Annotated in this window: 14 protein-coding genes; 7 read left to right on the top strand and 7 right to left on the bottom strand. The window is 64.3% G+C overall.

Features of this window, described 5'->3' with window-relative positions; genetic code table 11:
* On the bottom strand, positions 1-1,167 hold the full coding sequence (locus E7681_RS17260; protein ID WP_136340510.1) for a cytochrome P450: 1,167 nt from the start codon (positions 1,165-1,167) through the stop codon (positions 1-3).
* 83 nt (positions 1,168-1,250) lie between these two features.
* Between E7681_RS17260 and E7681_RS17255 the strand changes: the two genes are divergently transcribed.
* Complete coding sequence (locus E7681_RS17255; RefSeq protein WP_246032530.1) at positions 1,251-1,760, top strand: MarR family winged helix-turn-helix transcriptional regulator; 510 nt, start codon at positions 1,251-1,253, stop codon at positions 1,758-1,760.
* 48 nt (positions 1,761-1,808) lie between these two features.
* Here E7681_RS17255 and E7681_RS17250 read toward each other — a convergent pair whose 3' ends face one another.
* The 6 genes from E7681_RS17250 to E7681_RS17225 all read right to left on the bottom strand — a co-directional run bounded on the left by E7681_RS17250 (position 1,809) and on the right by E7681_RS17225 (position 8,237).
* Positions 1,809-3,233 (bottom strand): gamma-aminobutyraldehyde dehydrogenase, encoded by a 1,425-nt coding sequence (locus E7681_RS17250; RefSeq protein WP_136340508.1) that lies wholly within the window; start codon positions 3,231-3,233, stop codon positions 1,809-1,811.
* A 22-nt stretch (positions 3,234-3,255) separates the two neighbouring features.
* Positions 3,256-4,062, bottom strand: a complete 807-nt coding sequence (locus tag E7681_RS17245) for an ABC transporter permease (RefSeq protein WP_136340507.1) — start codon at positions 4,060-4,062, stop codon at positions 3,256-3,258.
* Positions 4,052-4,972 (bottom strand): ABC transporter permease, encoded by a 921-nt coding sequence (locus E7681_RS17240; RefSeq protein ID WP_246032529.1) that lies wholly within the window; start codon positions 4,970-4,972, stop codon positions 4,052-4,054. Before E7681_RS17240 ends, E7681_RS17245 begins: the two co-directional genes overlap by 11 nt.
* A complete protein-coding gene (locus tag E7681_RS17235; protein ID WP_136340505.1) occupies positions 4,972-5,964 on the bottom strand; it encodes an ABC transporter ATP-binding protein in 993 nt (330 codons plus the stop codon). The genes E7681_RS17240 and E7681_RS17235 overlap by 1 nt, the downstream gene beginning before the upstream one ends.
* A gap of 72 nt (positions 5,965-6,036) precedes the next feature.
* Positions 6,037-7,191 (bottom strand): ABC transporter substrate-binding protein, encoded by a 1,155-nt coding sequence (locus E7681_RS17230; RefSeq protein ID WP_136340504.1) that lies wholly within the window; start codon positions 7,189-7,191, stop codon positions 6,037-6,039.
* A gap of 140 nt (positions 7,192-7,331) precedes the next feature.
* Entirely contained in the window at positions 7,332-8,237 is a 906-nt protein-coding gene (locus E7681_RS17225; protein WP_136340503.1) for a LysR family transcriptional regulator, read from the bottom strand.
* A 173-nt stretch (positions 8,238-8,410) separates the two neighbouring features.
* Here E7681_RS17225 and E7681_RS17220 point away from each other — a divergent pair, with 173 nt between their 5' ends.
* The 6 genes from E7681_RS17220 to E7681_RS17195 all read left to right on the top strand — a co-directional run bounded on the left by E7681_RS17220 (position 8,411) and on the right by E7681_RS17195 (position 14,723).
* The gene (locus E7681_RS17220; protein ID WP_136340502.1) at positions 8,411-9,043 is read left to right on the top strand and encodes a paraquat-inducible protein A; all 633 of its coding nucleotides are present in this window, start codon (positions 8,411-8,413) and stop codon (positions 9,041-9,043) included.
* Entirely contained in the window at positions 9,013-9,657 is a 645-nt protein-coding gene (locus E7681_RS17215; protein WP_136340501.1) for a paraquat-inducible protein A, read from the top strand. Before E7681_RS17220 ends, E7681_RS17215 begins: the two co-directional genes overlap by 31 nt.
* The gene (locus E7681_RS17210; RefSeq protein ID WP_136340500.1) at positions 9,654-11,756 is read left to right on the top strand and encodes an MlaD family protein; all 2,103 of its coding nucleotides are present in this window, start codon (positions 9,654-9,656) and stop codon (positions 11,754-11,756) included. Before E7681_RS17215 ends, E7681_RS17210 begins: the two co-directional genes overlap by 4 nt.
* A 3-nt stretch (positions 11,757-11,759) precedes the next feature.
* The gene (locus E7681_RS17205) at positions 11,760-12,341 is read left to right on the top strand and encodes a PqiC family protein (RefSeq protein ID WP_211089817.1); all 582 of its coding nucleotides are present in this window, start codon (positions 11,760-11,762) and stop codon (positions 12,339-12,341) included.
* Between the two features lie 278 nt (positions 12,342-12,619).
* Positions 12,620-13,705 (top strand): hypothetical protein, encoded by a 1,086-nt coding sequence (locus E7681_RS17200; protein ID WP_136340499.1) that lies wholly within the window; start codon positions 12,620-12,622, stop codon positions 13,703-13,705.
* An 88-nt stretch (positions 13,706-13,793) separates the two neighbouring features.
* Complete coding sequence (locus tag E7681_RS17195; RefSeq protein WP_168733240.1) at positions 13,794-14,723, top strand: DM9 repeat-containing protein; 930 nt, start codon at positions 13,794-13,796, stop codon at positions 14,721-14,723.
* Positions 14,724-14,863 lie beyond the last annotated feature (140 nt).

The raw sequence follows: 14,863 nt of genomic DNA, 5'->3' as shown, positions 1-14,863 counted from the left end.
TCAGTCCGCCGACCACGCCACCGGCATGGAGAGCGGGCCCCGGAACGCCCAGCCGCCGAACGGTGCCTCGCCATCCAGGCGCAGGCCGGGCAGGCGGTCAAAGATCATCGGCAGCGCCACATCGGCGATCAGGCTGCGGGCCGCCCAGGCCCCGGCACAGAAATGCGGCCCCGCGCCAAAGGCGATCGAGGGGCCGACATCCTGAGTGATGTCGAACTCATCGGGACGGGCAAAGACCTGCTCGTCCCGGTTTCCCGATCCGAACATGAAGAAAACGCGGTCGTCCGGCTCCAACGTGATGCCGTGCAACTCGTGCCGTTGCGCGACGCGGCGCGGGGACATGCCGATAGGGGCGTTCCAGCGGACGTATTCCTCGAACGCTTGCAGCCATGTCGCCTGACCGTCGCGGATCAGTTGCAGCTGCGCGGGATGGGTCAGCAGCGCCCAGACCAGCCCGGCGATGACGTCGCGCGGCTCGTTCTGCCCGCCCGAGATCGCCAGTTTGATATTGGCGCGGATCTGTGCGTCGCTGAGGCCCGCCTGCATCTGTACGGACAAAAGCGAGTGGTTGGGCTGCGCAGAGAGCACCGGGATCATCCCGTCAATCGCCCGGTCGATGGAGGCGGTGCAGTCGTGGCAGCGCGCCTCGATCGCGGGATCGCCGGCGTAATTGGCGCAGCCGTCGATCATGCCCTGACTGACGCGATCCATTTCCTGCCACGTGATGTTGGTCAGGCCGGTGACCTGTTTCAGCGCCTCGCCCGAGATCCGCTTGGCGATGTCGGCCACCATGTCGGCGCGGCCCTGCGGGGCAAGCTCGTCCAGAATGCGGGTGGTGTCGGCCTGAAACGCGGCTTTCCAGACGTCCTTGACCGTGCGTGGCGAGACGGTGGGGAAGATCGCCTTACGCTCGGCCATGTGGGGGGCGCCGTCCTTGCGCATCATGTTCTGGCCCATCAGCACGGTCATCAGCCCGTTGGGCTGGTCCGAGGAAAACACCTCGATCTTCTTTTCATTCTCGAAGATGTCGTCGCGGCGGGTGATCAGCACGGCGTCCAGCTGCGGGACATAGGCGATGGGCGCGGTCGCGCGCATCTGTTTCAGGCTGGGGTAGGGGTCGTGCCAGAAGGCGCGGGGGTCGATCTGAAATACCGGGGCGTTGGACATGTCATACCTGCCTGTGGATGTGTTGACAGGACAGCCGATTCCCTGTTGTCATGTCAACACATAACGCAGCCCGGACAGACCCCGTGACAGACGCCCCATCCCCGCTGCCGGACGAGATGTTCCTGGCCTTTCCCGACGATGACACGCCCGAGGCGCGGGCGACGCTGAGTTTTTCGCGCTCGCCGACGGTGCTGCTGACCTTTGCGGCGAACCGGTTCACGCGCAGCGCGGCGCGGGTCTATCAGCAAGAGTACGGGATCGGCGCGATGGACTGGCGGATGCTGGTGATGCTGACGCGGGTGCCCGGATGCAGCGTGGCGCTGGCCAGCAAGACCATCGGCATCGACAAGGCCGCCGTCAGCCGCAGCCTGACACGGCTGGAGCAGGCGGGGCTGGCGGTGGCAGAGACCCCGCTGCCCGATCCACGCCGACGCGACTGGACGCTGACCGACAAGGGGCGCGCGCTGCACGAACGCATCCTGCACACCGCGTTGGAGCGGCAGCGGAAGCTGCTGGAGGGATTTTCGGAAGCCGAGGTGGAAATGTTCAACGACTTCCTGCGCCGGTTCCTTGGGAATCTGGAGACGCTCTGAGCCGTTGGACGGGGGCGCCCGCCCCGGTGGGGGCAGGCGCTGTTGGGTTTAGTGCTTCAGCATGACGTGGCGGGCGACGGTGTAATCCTCTAGCGCGTACATCGACATGTCCTTGCCGTAGCCCGAGGCTTTCAGCCCGCCGTGGGGCATTTCGGTGGTCAGCATGAAGTGGGTGTTGATCCACGTGCAGCCGTAGCGCAGGCGCGAGGCGGTGGACATGGCGCGGCCGATATCCTTGGTCCAGACCGATGAGGCCAGCCCGTAATCGCTGTCATTGGCCCATGCGACGGCCTCGTCCACGTCGCTGAACGGGGTGACGGACACGACGGGGCCAAACACCTCGCGCTGGACGATCTCGTCGTGCTGTTGGGCGCCGGCCACGATGGTGGGTGCGTAGTAGAAGCCACGCTCGCCCATCACGCTGCCGCCGGTGGTGATCTCGACATGGTTCAGCTCGCGGGCGCGTTCGACGAAGCTTGCCACGCGGTCGCGCTGACGGGCCGAGATCAGCGGGCCGATCTCGTTCAGGGTGTCGTCGGCATTGTCGTAGACGATCGAGGAGACGGCGGCGGTCAGGTCGGCGACCAGATTGTCGTAGTTCTTCTTGGAGGCGTAGATGCGGCAGGCGGCGGTGCAATCCTGACCGGCATTGTAATAGCCAAAGGCGCGCAGCCCCTCGACCACCTCAGAGATGTCGGCGTCGTCGAACACGATGACGGGGGCCTTGCCGCCCAGTTCCAGATGGGTGCGCTTGACGGTGCGCGATGCCGCCTGAAGCATCTTCTTGCCGGTGGCCACGTCGCCCGTCAGCGAGATCATGTCCACGCCCTTGTGCGTGACCAGCGCGTTGCCGACGGTTTCACCGCGCCCGGTGACGATGTTGACCACGCCCTTGGGCAGCTCGTCGGCCAGGATATGGGCGAATTTCAACGCCGTCAGCGGGGTCTGTTCCGAGGGTTTGAACACCACGGTGTTGCCGCCCGCGATGGCGGGGGCCAGTTTCCAGGCCATCATCATCAGCGGGTAGTTCCACGGCGCGACCGAGGCGATCACCCCCACCGGATCGCGCCGGATCATCGAGGTGAACCCTTCGAGGTATTCGCCCGCGACCGGGCCGTGCATGTTGCGCACCGCACCGGCGAAGTAGCGGAACGTGTCCACGATGGCGGGGATCTCGTCGCCGGTGGCGGCGTTGATCGGCTTGCCGCAGTTCAGCGCCTCAAGCGCGCCAAAGGCGTCGCCCTCGGCCTCGATCCGGTCGGCGATGCGCAGCAGGGCGGCGGCGCGTTCCACCGGGGTGGTGCGCGCCCAGCCCGAGAACGCCTCGTTCGCGGCGGCCACGGCGGCATCGACCTGTTCGAGCGAGGCTTCGGGCAGGTCCAGGATGATTTCGCCGGTGCGCGGGTTCACGATCTTTTCCGGGGTTCCGGTGCCAGTGCTGAAGGCACCGTTGATCAGCAGTTGGGTATCCATGTCTGGTCTCCGCTTGTTCAGGTCATTTGCTGCCCCCGGCGGTCTCGGTGCCGCCGCGGGTCAGGTAATAGGCGCCGAGGATCGGCAGGAAGGTCACCAGGACGACGATCATCGCGACCACGTTGGTGACGGGTCTTTGGCGGGGGCGCACCAGCTCCTCCAGCATCCAGATCGGCAGGGTGGCCTGCTGTCCGGCGGTGAAGGTGGTGACGATCACCTCGTCGAAGCTGAGGGCAAAGGCCAGCATCCCGCCCGCCAGCAGCGCGGTGCCGATATTGGGCAGCACCACATGCCAGAAGGTCTGGAACCCGTTCGCCCCCAGATCGGAGGACGCTTCGAGCATCGAGCCCGAGATGCGCCGGAACCGCGCCACCGCGTTGTTGTAGACAACCACGATGCAGAAGGTCGCGTGCCCCAGAATGATGGTCAGCGTCGAGAAGGGAATCCCCCCGATGTTGAAGGCCGAGCGCAGAGAGATGCCCGTGATGATCCCCGGCAGGGCGATCGGCAGGATCACCAGCAGGGACACGGCCTCGCGCCCGAAGAACTTGGCCCGGCTGACGGCGGCGGCGCACAGGGTGCCCAGCACCAGCGCGATCGCGGTCGAGATCGAGGCCACGCGGACGGAAAGGGCCATTGCCTCCCACACGTCGGGGCGGTTCCAGGTCACGGCGAACCACTTCAGCGTCAGGCCGGGCGGCGGCCACTGGTAGGTGCGGTCCTCGGTGGTGAAGGCGTAGACAAAGATCAGCAGGATCGGCAGATGCAGGAACAAGAGCCCGGCAAAGGCCGCCGATTTCAGCAGCAAAGAGGCGCGGTCAGAGTGCATCGAACGCCCCCTTCCGTTTGGCCATCCACAGGTAGACCCCCATGATGACGATGGGCACCACCGCAAAGGCTGCGGCCAGCGGGATGTTCCCCGCGGTGCCCTGATGGGCATAGACGGCCTGACCGATGAAGTTGCGCGACGAGCCGACAATCTGCGGGATGATGTAATCCCCAAGCGTCAGCGAGAAGGTGAAGATCGAGCCGGCAATCATCCCCGGCATTGCCAGCGGCAGGATCACATGTCGCAGGGTCTGCCCGCGTGAAGCACCCAGATCGTCCGAGGCTTCGAGCAAGTTGGCGGGGACACGTTCCAGCGACGCCTGAAGCGGCAGGATCATGTAGGGCAGCCAGACATAGAGGAACACCAGAAAGGTGCCGATATAGCTGACCGACAGCGAGTTGCCCCCGATCACCGGCAGCGACAGCAGCGCGTTCAGCGCAGCACTGGCCCCGATACCGTCCACGGCCCAGGTCAGGATGCCCTCTTTGGCCAGGATCAGTTTCCAGGCGTAGACCTTGACCAGATAGCTGGACCACAGCGGCAGCATCACGGCCAGGTAGAAGAACGCCTTCATCCGGCCCTTTGCATAGCGCGCAGCGTAGAAGGCAATCGGAAAGGCGATCACGGCCGAGGCGACGGTCACTGCGGCGGCCATCAGCGTGGTGCGCAAAACGATGTCGTAATTGGCCGGGCGCAGCAGTTCGCCATAGGTTTTCAGGGTGAACTCGTAGTTGATGAGGCCCGAAAACTCGTCGATGGAAAAGAAGCTTTGCAGCAGCAGCGCGGCGAGCGAGCCGATATAGACGACCCCCAGCCACAGCAGCGGCGGGGCCAGCAGCAGCGCCAGCAACACGCGAGGGCGTCGCCAGAACATGTCGGACAGGGGATTGGTCAGGCGATGGGTGGCCATCATCCTTCCTCCATCCGGTGCAGGGCGCGTGCGTCCCATGTCAGACCGACTGTTGCGCCGGGGGCGGGGACGGGCGCATGCGCGGGGATGTCCGCTGACAGCTCGGTTTTGCCGACGCGCACCGACAGACGGTTCACCGCGCCCAGATAGCGGGTGCCGGTGAGGGTGCCGTCGACCTGACCACGGCCGGGTGCGGTGAGCGAGATCGCTTCGGCCCGCAGGCTGGCCCAGCTGCGGGCAAGGTCAAGCGAGGAGCAGAATTCGGGCGGCAGCACGTTGGCCGAGCCGACGAAATCGGCGACGAACCGGGTACGGGGGCGTTGGTAGATATCTTCGGGGGTGCCCAGCTGGACGATCTTGCCGTCGTTGAACACGGCCACGGTATCAGCCATCGAGAGCGCCTCGCCCTGATCATGGGTGACGAAGACAAAGGTGATGCCCAGCGATTTCTGCAGGGCTTTCAGCTCGTCCTGCATGGCTTCGCGCAGCTTCAGGTCCAGCGCGCCAAGCGGTTCGTCCAGCAGCAGCACCTTGGGTTTGTTGACCAGCGCGCGGGCCAGGGCGACGCGCTGACGCTGGCCGCCGGACAGTTGTGCGGGCTTGCGGTCGCCGTAGCCGTCCAGCTTGACCAGGGTCAGCATGTTTTCGGCGGCGTCGCGGCGGCTGGCCTTGTTCTGACCACGCACCATCAGCCCGTAGGCGACGTTGTCGCGCACGCTGAGATGCGGGAACAGCGCGTAGTCCTGGAACACCGTGTTCACGGGGCGGCGGTTGGGGGGCAGCGTGTCGGCGCGATCCCCGAAAATGCGCACCTGCCCGGCGGTGGGGCGTTCGAACCCCGAGATCAGGCGCAGGCAGGTCGTCTTGCCGGACCCGGACGGCCCCAGCATGGCAAAGAAACTGCCCTCGGCGATCTGCAACGAGACATCGTCTACGGCGCGGACCTGTCCGAAATGGCGGGCAACCCTGTCGAATTCGACAGCAAATGACATGAGAATTCCTCGGTGGGCCGGCAGCGCGTCAGCGCCGCCGGTTTGGTTTGGTCATTCAGGTGGTGGCGGGGCTTAGCGGCCGCCAATCACGCCGATGTAGTCGGACACCCAGCGATAGTAGGGGACGCATTCGCCCTGGCTTTCGCATTTGCTGACCGGCGTGGTCCAGAAGTTGATCTTCTCGAAATCCGCCAGACCGTTGGCGTCACAGCCTTCCTGCGTCTGCATCCCGCGCCCGTCCGAGCAAGCCGCCGGAACCGAGGGCACCGCGCCGAACCAGACCGACAGGTCCGATTGCAGGTTCGAGGACAGGGTGTGCTCCATCCACATGTAGGCGCAGTTGGGGTGCGCGGCGTCGGCGTGCATCATCGTGGTGTCCGCCCAGCCGGTCGCGCCCTCTTGCGGGATGACCGAAGCGATGGGCTGGCCTTCGCTTTTCAGGATGTTGACCTGGAACGGCCACGAGCCGGAAGCGACCACGCCCTCGTTCTTGAAGTCGTCCATCTGGATGAAGGCGTCGTGCCAGTAGCGGCCGACCAGACCGCGTTGCTGGCGCAGCAGGTCCAGAGCGGCGGCGTATTGGTCGGGGTTCAGCTCGTAGGGGGACTTGATACCCAGTTCGGGCTTGTGGGCCATCAGGTATTGCGCGGCGTCGGCGATGTGGATCGGGCCGTCATAGGCCTGAACGCGGCCCTTGTTCGACTTGCCGTCGGGCAGGGTCATTTCCTCGAACACGACGTTCCACGAGGTGGGCGGCGTGTCGCCGAACACGTCGGTGTTGTACATCAGCACGTTCGGGCCCCACATGTAGGGCGTGCCGTAATGGGTGCCGTCGACGGTGTGCCAGGGCGCGTTTTTCAGGCGGTCATCGACCGAGCCCCAAGACGGGATCAGGTCGGTGTTGATCGCCTGCACCCGCTTGCCCGCGATCAGACGCAAGGAGGCGTCGCCCGAGGCGGTGACAAGGTCAAAGCCGCCTTCGTTCATCAGCGCCACCATCTCGTCCGAGGTGTTCGCGGTCTTGACGTTGACCTTGCAGCTGGTGGCCTCTTCGAACTTGGTCACCCAATCAAAGGATTTGTCGGTTTCACCGCGTTCGATATAGCCTGGCCAGGCAACGATATCGACCTGACCTTCGCCCTTTCCAAGCGAGGTTTGCTGCGCCAGAACGGGCTGCGCCGCGACCAGTGCTGTAACTGCGGCAGTCATCAAAAGACGTGCAGACATTTTTATACTCCCAGTTGGTTCTTGTTTGCCTCCGGCATAGGCCGCCACGCCGGCCAGCCGGGGTTGCACAAACAATCAGTCTGCACCGGACAATTCGCAATCTCAAAATATAAATTAGTATTTTCGGTTTTTCCGATACCTCAGGTCGTGCCCTGAAACGAACTACGCGCCAAGCGGATGAAATCGCGTGCATTATCTGATAGCGGCGCACCGCGGCGCCAGGCCATGCCGACCTGAACGGTGGGCAGATCGCCCGATACGTCGCGGATTTCAATCCGGTCGCCTTCCAAAGACCAGGGGCGATAGATCAGGTCGGGCAGGATCGCGACGCCCATTCCGGTGGCCACCAGCGCGCGCACCGCCTCGACCGAGCGGGTGCGGAATGCCACCTTGGGCCGCGTGCCCAGCGAGGCCAGCAGGGTCTGGGTGCTTGCCTCGATCTCTTCGACGGACAGCATGATCAGCGGTTCCTTGGCGACATCCTCTAGGCTGACGGCCTCTTGGGTGGCCAGTGGATGGCCCAAGGGCAGCCACAGGCGCATGGCCGAGGCGGCGATGCTTTCGACCTGAAACGCCGCGCGATTGTGCAGGTTTGAGACGATCAGAAAGGCGACGTCGATCTCGCCGCCGATCAGCAGGTGTTCCAGATATTCGCCAGTGTCCTCGATCGCCTCGAGCTGGACGCCCGGAAAGGTGCGTTTGAACCGACCCAGCGCGTCGGACAGCCCGTAGCCCGCCACCAGCGAGGTCACGCCCAGCTTGATCTCGCCCTTGCGGGCCTCGGACGGGACCATGAAGGCGCGGCGGGCGTCCGAGACATCATCGCGGATCTTGCGGGCGTGGCGCAGGAACTGGTGGCCGGCGACGGTGATCTCCATCCCGCGGGCGCGGCGTTCAAACAGGGTCACGCCCAGGTCCAGCTCCAGCGCCTTGATCGCCTCGGTCACCGAGGATTGCGAAATCGACAGCGCCTTGGAGGCGGCCAGAACGCTGCCGTGCTCGGCCGCGGCGACAAAGAACTGAAGCTGTCTGAGGGTGAATGCCAAGGGGGCCTCCGCCGATTGGGTTGCTGCCACTAAAGCAGGTTCGCGGCGGCGAGGGAAGGCGGCCGCCCGCTGGGCGCGGGGTGGCGGCAATGTGATCCCTTTCCGAATCCGCGCCTGCCCGGTATGGTCCAGCCTTCTTGGGCAGCCCTGAGCGCGCCCGCAAGGAGTGATGCGTGGCCGCCCCGACCTACCATGATACGAAAGATCTGATCGCGTGCACCGAGTGCGACGCGCTGTATCACGTGGTCGATCCCAACCCCGGAGAGCTGGGAGTCTGCGCGCGCTGCCACCACGTCATGATCCGCCCGCGTCGGTTCGCAGGCATGCGCATCATCATGATGGCGGTGACGATGCTGATCCTGATGGTCGGTGCGATCTACTTTCCCTTCCTGCGGGTCGAGGTGCAGGGGCTGGCGCATTCGGCCTCGATCATGGATGCGGTGTTCGCCTTTGCGGATGTGCGCCTGTCTGTGCTGTCGGTACTGACGGCCGCGTTCATCCTGCTGATCCCGGCGCTGCGGATGGGTCTGTTGCTCTACGTGCTGGTGCCGATCGTGTTCGACCGCCCCGCGCTGGCGGGCGCACGCCGGGCGTTCCGCTGGTCCGAGGTGCTGAAACCCTGGTCGATGGCCGAGATCTTTGCCATCGGCTGTGCGGTCGCGCTGGTCAAGGTCGGCGATCTGGCGCGGGTCGAGATGGGCCCCGCCTTCTGGATGTTCATCGGGCTGGTGATCGTCGTCGTGGTACAGGAAACCTTCATTTGCAGTTGGTCGATATGGAAATCCCTGGACAGTCAGAGCGCGTGATCACCGTGCGCGAGGCCGGGCTGGTCGCCTGTCGCCGCTGCTCCTCGGTCTGGCCGGGGGAGGCGACGGAATGCGCGCGCTGTGGCGCCCGGCTGGTGTCGCGCGACCGCAAAAGCCTGCAACGTGTCTGGGCGTGGTGGCTGGCGGGGATCATGTGCTATCTGCCCGCCAACCTGTATCCGATGCTGGAAACGCGCACGCTGCTGTTCACCAGTGACGCGACCATCGTCGGCGGCGCGATCGAGCTGATCCATCATGGCTCGGTCGGCATCGCGGTGGTGATCCTGGTGGCCAGCGTCCTGATTCCCATCGGCAAGTTCCTGTCCATCGCCCTGCTGGCGATCAGCGTGGACCGCCCCGGCCTGTTACCGAAGCATCAGCGCCACGGTCTGTTCGAAATCGTCGAATACGTGGGCCGCTGGTCGATGATCGACGTTTTTGTCGTGGCAATCCTGGCCTCTTTGGTCCAGTTGAGTGTGGTTGCCTCGATCAAGCCGGGGCCTGCCAGTCTGACCTTTGCCCTGTCTGTCATTTTCACGATGTTTTCTGCCCAATCCATTGATCCGCGACTGATCTGGGACGAAGACCGCGCCACGAACGGTGATCCCGAATGACCAATCCCCCCGAAATTCCGATCCGCCCGATCCGGCGCAGCATCTGGGAACGCGTCAGCGTCGTCTGGCTGGTGCCGGTCGCCGCGTTGCTGATCGCGCTGGGCGTGGGCTGGCAATCGTGGACGGATCGCGGCCCGGTGATCGTGATCACCTTTGACAGTGCCTCGGGCGTCAAGGCGCGGGAAACCGTGCTGCGCTATCGCGATGTCACCGTCGGCATCGTCGAGACGGTGGGCTTTTCCCCCAGCCTGGAACAGGTCGAGGTGACGGTGCGGGTCGACAAGGACATCGCCCCCTATATCGACGCGGACGCCCAGTTCTGGGTGGTGCGGCCCGAAGTCTCGGTTCAGGGCGTGTCGGGGCTGGATACCGTGCTGTCCGGCGTGTTCATCGAGGGCATCTGGAACACCACCGCAGATGGCTTGCAGCGCGACCATCTGGGCCGCAAGGACGCGCCGCTGCAACGCGCGGGCGAGACGGGCACGATCATCACCCTGCGCGCCAGCGGTGAGACGATCCTGAGTGAGAACACCCCGCTACTGTATAAAGGGATCGAGGTCGGCCGCACCGGCAAGCCGCACCTGTCGCCCGACGGTGCGCAGGTGACCTCCGACGCCATCGTGCGCGCGCCTTATGACACGCTGATCAACAGCGCGACGCGGTTCTGGGATACGTCCGGCTTCAGCTTTTCGCTGGGCGCGAACGGGGCCGAGCTGGACTTTACCTCGCTCGCCACGCTGATTTCCGGCGGGCTGACCTTCGAGACCATCGTCTCGGGCGGGATGCCGGTGACCGAGGGCTTTACCTTTGATGTCTATGAGGACGAGGAAACCGCCCGCGCCAGCCTGTTCAGTGATGCCTCGGCGCCGGGGCTGCAACTGGCCGTGGTGTTCCGTGAAAACATCAGCGGGCTGACCACCCATGCCCCCGTCGAATATGGCGGCGTGCGCGTCGGTGAGGTCACCAGCCTGCGCGGATTGGTGGACGAGGCGCGCTTTGGCGATGCCCGCGTGCGCCTGCTGGTGGCGCTGGAGATCAAGCCCGAACGCCTGGGTCTGGACGCCGCGATCCTGCCCGAAGAGGCGATGGCCTTTCTGGCGGACCGCGTTGCCGAAGGGCTGCGCGCACGTCTGGCCACCGAAAGCATCCTGACCGGCGGCCTGAAGGTCGAGCTGTTGCAGGTCGAGAACGCGCCGCCCGCTACGCTGGAGGCTCCGGTCGATGGTGTGCCGGTGCTGCCGACCACCGCGAATAATGTGCAGGACGTGGCCGCCACGGCGCAGGGTGTGCTGAAACGCGTCAACGATCTGCCGATCGAAGAGGTGATGGCCTCCACCATCAACTTCCTCGACAACGCGTCCAGCCTGCTGAACGACAAGGATGTCAAATCCATCCCCGGCCAGGTCAACGGGCTGCTGTCGGATGCGCGCAACGTGGTCGGGTCAGAGCAGGTTCAGAAACTGCCTGCCAGCGTCGATGCGCTGCTGGTCAGCCTGCAAGCCACGACCGAGGATCTGCGCGCCACATTGGCCAAGCTGAACGAGGCTGACGCGATCAACCGGCTGTTGGCCGCGATTGATGCGGTGGGGGCTGCGTCGGAGCAGGCGGGCAATTCCGTCGCCGGTGTGCCTCAGCTGGTGGACCAGTTGTCCGGCCTGACCGCCAAGATCAACTCTCTCCCGCTGGACAGCTTGCTGAAAGAACTGGAGGCGGTGGCCGCCTCGACCAGCACCTTGCTGGCGTCGGACGGGGCCAAGAGCCTGCCGAAGTCGCTGAATGCCGCGCTGGCCGACTTGCAGCAGACCCTTGCGCAATTGCGCGACGGCGGGCTGATCGACAATGCCAACAAGACGCTGGCCTCGACCGCCAGTGCGGCGGATGCGGTGGCGCAGGCCACCAAGGATCTGCCGGAAATCGCCGCCCGCCTGAACGATCTGGTCAATCAGGCCAACGCGACGCTGGCGGGCTTTGGCGAGAACTCGGGCGTGAACCGCGACGTGCGCGGCGCCATGCGCAAGATACAGGAGGCCGCGGATGCGGTCGCCAGCCTGGCCCGCGCGTTGGAGCGCCGGCCCAACTCGATCATTATAGGGCGCTGAACCATGCTGAACCTGACCCGCTTTCCGCTGTTTCTGGCCGTGCTGGGCCTATCCGCCTGTTCTGCCTTGCAGGGCGATCCGCTGCGCTATCCGGTGCCGGACCTGCAACCGGCGCAAAAGGTGCGCGTGGGGGCCTATGGCTCGGTCGAGCTGCGCGAGGTGTCGCTGCCGGAATACGCGACCCTGGCCGAGATGGCGGTCGAAACCCCCGAGGGCGGGATCACCACCCAGAAAACCCAACTGTGGGCCGATAACCCGGTGCGCGCGGTCACGCTGGAGCTGACCCGCCACCTGAGCCAGATCACCGGGCTGACCGTGGCCTCGCAGCCCTGGCCGTTCGAAAGCACCCCAGACGCCCGCGTCGATGTCCGGATCGAGCAGATGCTGGCGGACCGCCAGAACATGTTCCGCCTGTCGGGGCAGATCTTCGTCTCGCCAACCGAAGAGGGCGGGCGGCCGCGTGCGCGGTTCTTCTCGCTGTCGGTGCCGATTGCAGCACCTGGGGATGCGCAGGCGATGGCCGCCGCACGGGGGCAAATCGTGCAGGATCTGGCGGTTTTCATCGCCCGAAACGGGCTGCGCTGAGCGGCCCGTTCCCGGATTCGCACCAAAGGGCAGGCGAGGGCAGATCAATTGCCCAATCTTTCACCACTCGGTGTTCCGGCAGGTGAAGCTCACCCTACGTCAGATCGAGTTTCTTAACCTCGGTCAAAGTTTTTCTCTTTACTTTTAATAGGCTATGGGGGTCGTTTGCGACACCAGAGTAACTTGTTCCCAGTAACGGTCGCAGTAACCCGGATTGCGCAACTGACCTTTGCGCAGGCTTCGGAAAGCGGCGGCCTTAGTACCATGAAGGTTCATCTATGTTTAATAGAGCACATCATTTCAAATCCGCCCTTGTGGGCCTTGTCCTGACGGTCTGCGGCGTAAGCGCAGCCTATGCACAGGACAGCCAGCGAACCGATGACCGGTTCTGCAAGCAATACGCCAGCTCGACCGCCGACGTCGCCAATGAGGCGATCGCTCGCAATCCGGAATGTCAGGATTTCAGCCGTGGCGTTCACGGCATCTACGCGATGCATTACGACTGGTGCCTGCGCAACAGCCGCGACACCGTTTGGGGGGCTGCCGACCATATCCGCAATCTGGCCGCGCAATGCTCGGGGCAGGGGAATGGCAACAGCAACGGCTATGGCAATGCCGGTGGCAATCCCGCGCCCGAGCCGCGCCCGGAAGGCAGCCGGACCTACGCGCAATTCGGCAATTGGGAGGTCATCTATTGGCCGACCGGCGCCTGCAGCGCCCAGCTGACCGATTACTCCAAGGGCCAAGGCGGCGGCCGGATGCTGCGCTTTGACGCTGACTACAACGGTTTCTGGCTGCTGTCGGACCAGCTGTCCGACACTTTCCCCGCAGCCGCTCTGATCGACGGCCAGTTCTATCCGATGACCCTGTCGATCATCGGCGACACCACCAGCACCCCGGTCGATCGGAATTTCCTGGCCGCGGTGCAACGGGGCAACCGGTTGAACCTGAACTTTGATCCTGAAGGCCCGGAATACACGCTGTCGGGGTCGTCGCGGGCCATCGACTCGATGCTGGAATGCGCGGGTCTGGCCAACCAGCCCAAACCGGCCAAAGAGCCCTACGTGCTTCTGGGCTCGTGCAAGCTGATCGTGGACGGGCAGACCTATGTGAACATGCCGAACAACTGCCCGATCTGGATGGCCAATGACGGCACCGGCACGTTCTGGATCAACACCAACCGCGACACCTATCTGGGTGAATACTTTGCCGAGATCTCTCCGTTCGGGAATGGCTTTGCGGGTGGTCACTGGAACGGGATGCGCGGATCGACCCATGCGCAGGCCTTTCTGGGCGAGGATTTCCGCCAATCCACAGGCGGCTGCTGGGTGAATGCCCGCGCCACCATCTGCGCCGCGCGATAACGTTTCGGGCCGTCCTCAGGGGCGGCCCGCTTTGCAGTCCGGCTGTGCGCGGCCAATGCGGCCGCCTTTTTCACTTCGAGGATACCCTATGTTCAACAAACTTTCCGGCGCGCTTTGGCGTGCGCTTTCGGCCGCTTCGGTTGCGGCTGGCCTGATGGTCACCCCCCAGATCGCTTCGGCAGGGGATAACGTCTTTGCCCGTACCTTGCCCTGGGTCATCACGCGCGATGGCCCCGGCATGTGCCATGCCGACTTGATTGACGTGACCAAGCCGGATCGCGGTGGCCGCATGCTGCGGTTCCAGGTGATCAATGGCAGCCTGAGCATCGTCACCGACGGGCTGATGGACGCCACCACGATTCCCGCCCAGATCGACGACAGAACCTATGACCTGTTTTTCCAGCGCAGCCCCCAAGGGATCGCCGCACACGTCGGCATGGATGTCGAAGAGGCGATCCGCAATGGCTTCTCTCTGGACCTGAGATTTGCCGAGGACATGCTGCCCTATACGCTGGGCGGGTCTGCGTCCATGCTGGACCTGCTGTGGCAATGCGCCTGGGGTCAACCGGCCCGGACCGACGACCTGCCGCAGGACTGGTGGGATTGGGTCACGCTGTCGAACGGCTCTATCGATCCGCGCTCGCCCCGTGCGGGATTTGATCTGAACGTGGGCTTCCTGCATGTCTGCACGGTCGATCACAACGGTGGCAGCCACCCCGGTAAAGTGTCCTGGGATCTGAAGGCCTGCTTCTTCGGCTATGGCGGTCAGGAATGGAAGAACCCGACCTACCGCATGATCATCGGCAAACAGCGCTGGCTGCCGGCTCTGTTCAACTCGATTCCCGACACCGCGATGGCCATCGGCAACGAGGCGGACGGCACCCCGCTCTATGCCTGCCGGACTGAATACAACGGCGACTGGCAGCTGGGCAAAACCCGCCCCGGGTTCAACGGCTGCAATTTCGGCTATGGCGGACAAGAGCTGACGGGCAGCCCGTTCCAGGTGCTGATCTACTGAATCGACCGGAATCGCCGCGATGCGGCAATGCAAATGCGGCATTGCGGTGATTTTGGGGTGTTGGTTTGGTGTAAGTTATTGATTTTATTGTGTTGTGACGGTTTTTTGAAAAAAGATTGGGAAATATGAAAAAAGCGCTT

This window comes from Thalassobius vesicularis (assembly GCF_004799325.1).
GTDB classification, from domain to species: domain Bacteria; phylum Pseudomonadota; class Alphaproteobacteria; order Rhodobacterales; family Rhodobacteraceae; genus Thalassobius; species Thalassobius vesicularis.
Note: the sequence above shows the minus strand (reverse complement) of the source record. Positions and strands in the feature narration are given on the sequence as shown.

Coding starts and splice junctions, on each gene's coding strand:
- E7681_RS17260 (WP_136340510.1), bottom strand. CDS start 1,167: ATGTCCAACGCCCCGGTATTTCAGATCGACCCCCGCGCCTTCTGGCAC.
- E7681_RS17250 (WP_136340508.1), bottom strand. CDS start 3,233: ATGGATACCCAACTGCTGATCAACGGTGCCTTCAGCACTGGCACCGGA.
- E7681_RS17245 (WP_136340507.1), bottom strand. CDS start 4,062: ATGCACTCTGACCGCGCCTCTTTGCTGCTGAAATCGGCGGCCTTTGCC.
- E7681_RS17240 (WP_246032529.1), bottom strand. CDS start 4,972: ATGGCCACCCATCGCCTGACCAATCCCCTGTCCGACATGTTCTGGCGA.
- E7681_RS17235 (WP_136340505.1), bottom strand. CDS start 5,964: ATGTCATTTGCTGTCGAATTCGACAGGGTTGCCCGCCATTTCGGACAG.
- E7681_RS17230 (WP_136340504.1), bottom strand. CDS start 7,191: ATGTCTGCACGTCTTTTGATGACTGCCGCAGTTACAGCACTGGTCGCG.
- E7681_RS17215 (WP_136340501.1), top strand. CDS start 9,013: ATGGAAATCCCTGGACAGTCAGAGCGCGTGATCACCGTGCGCGAGGCC.
- E7681_RS17210 (WP_136340500.1), top strand. CDS start 9,654: ATGACCAATCCCCCCGAAATTCCGATCCGCCCGATCCGGCGCAGCATC.
- E7681_RS17205 (WP_211089817.1), top strand. CDS start 11,760: ATGCTGAACCTGACCCGCTTTCCGCTGTTTCTGGCCGTGCTGGGCCTA.
- E7681_RS17200 (WP_136340499.1), top strand. CDS start 12,620: ATGTTTAATAGAGCACATCATTTCAAATCCGCCCTTGTGGGCCTTGTC.
- E7681_RS17195 (WP_168733240.1), top strand. CDS start 13,794: ATGTTCAACAAACTTTCCGGCGCGCTTTGGCGTGCGCTTTCGGCCGCT.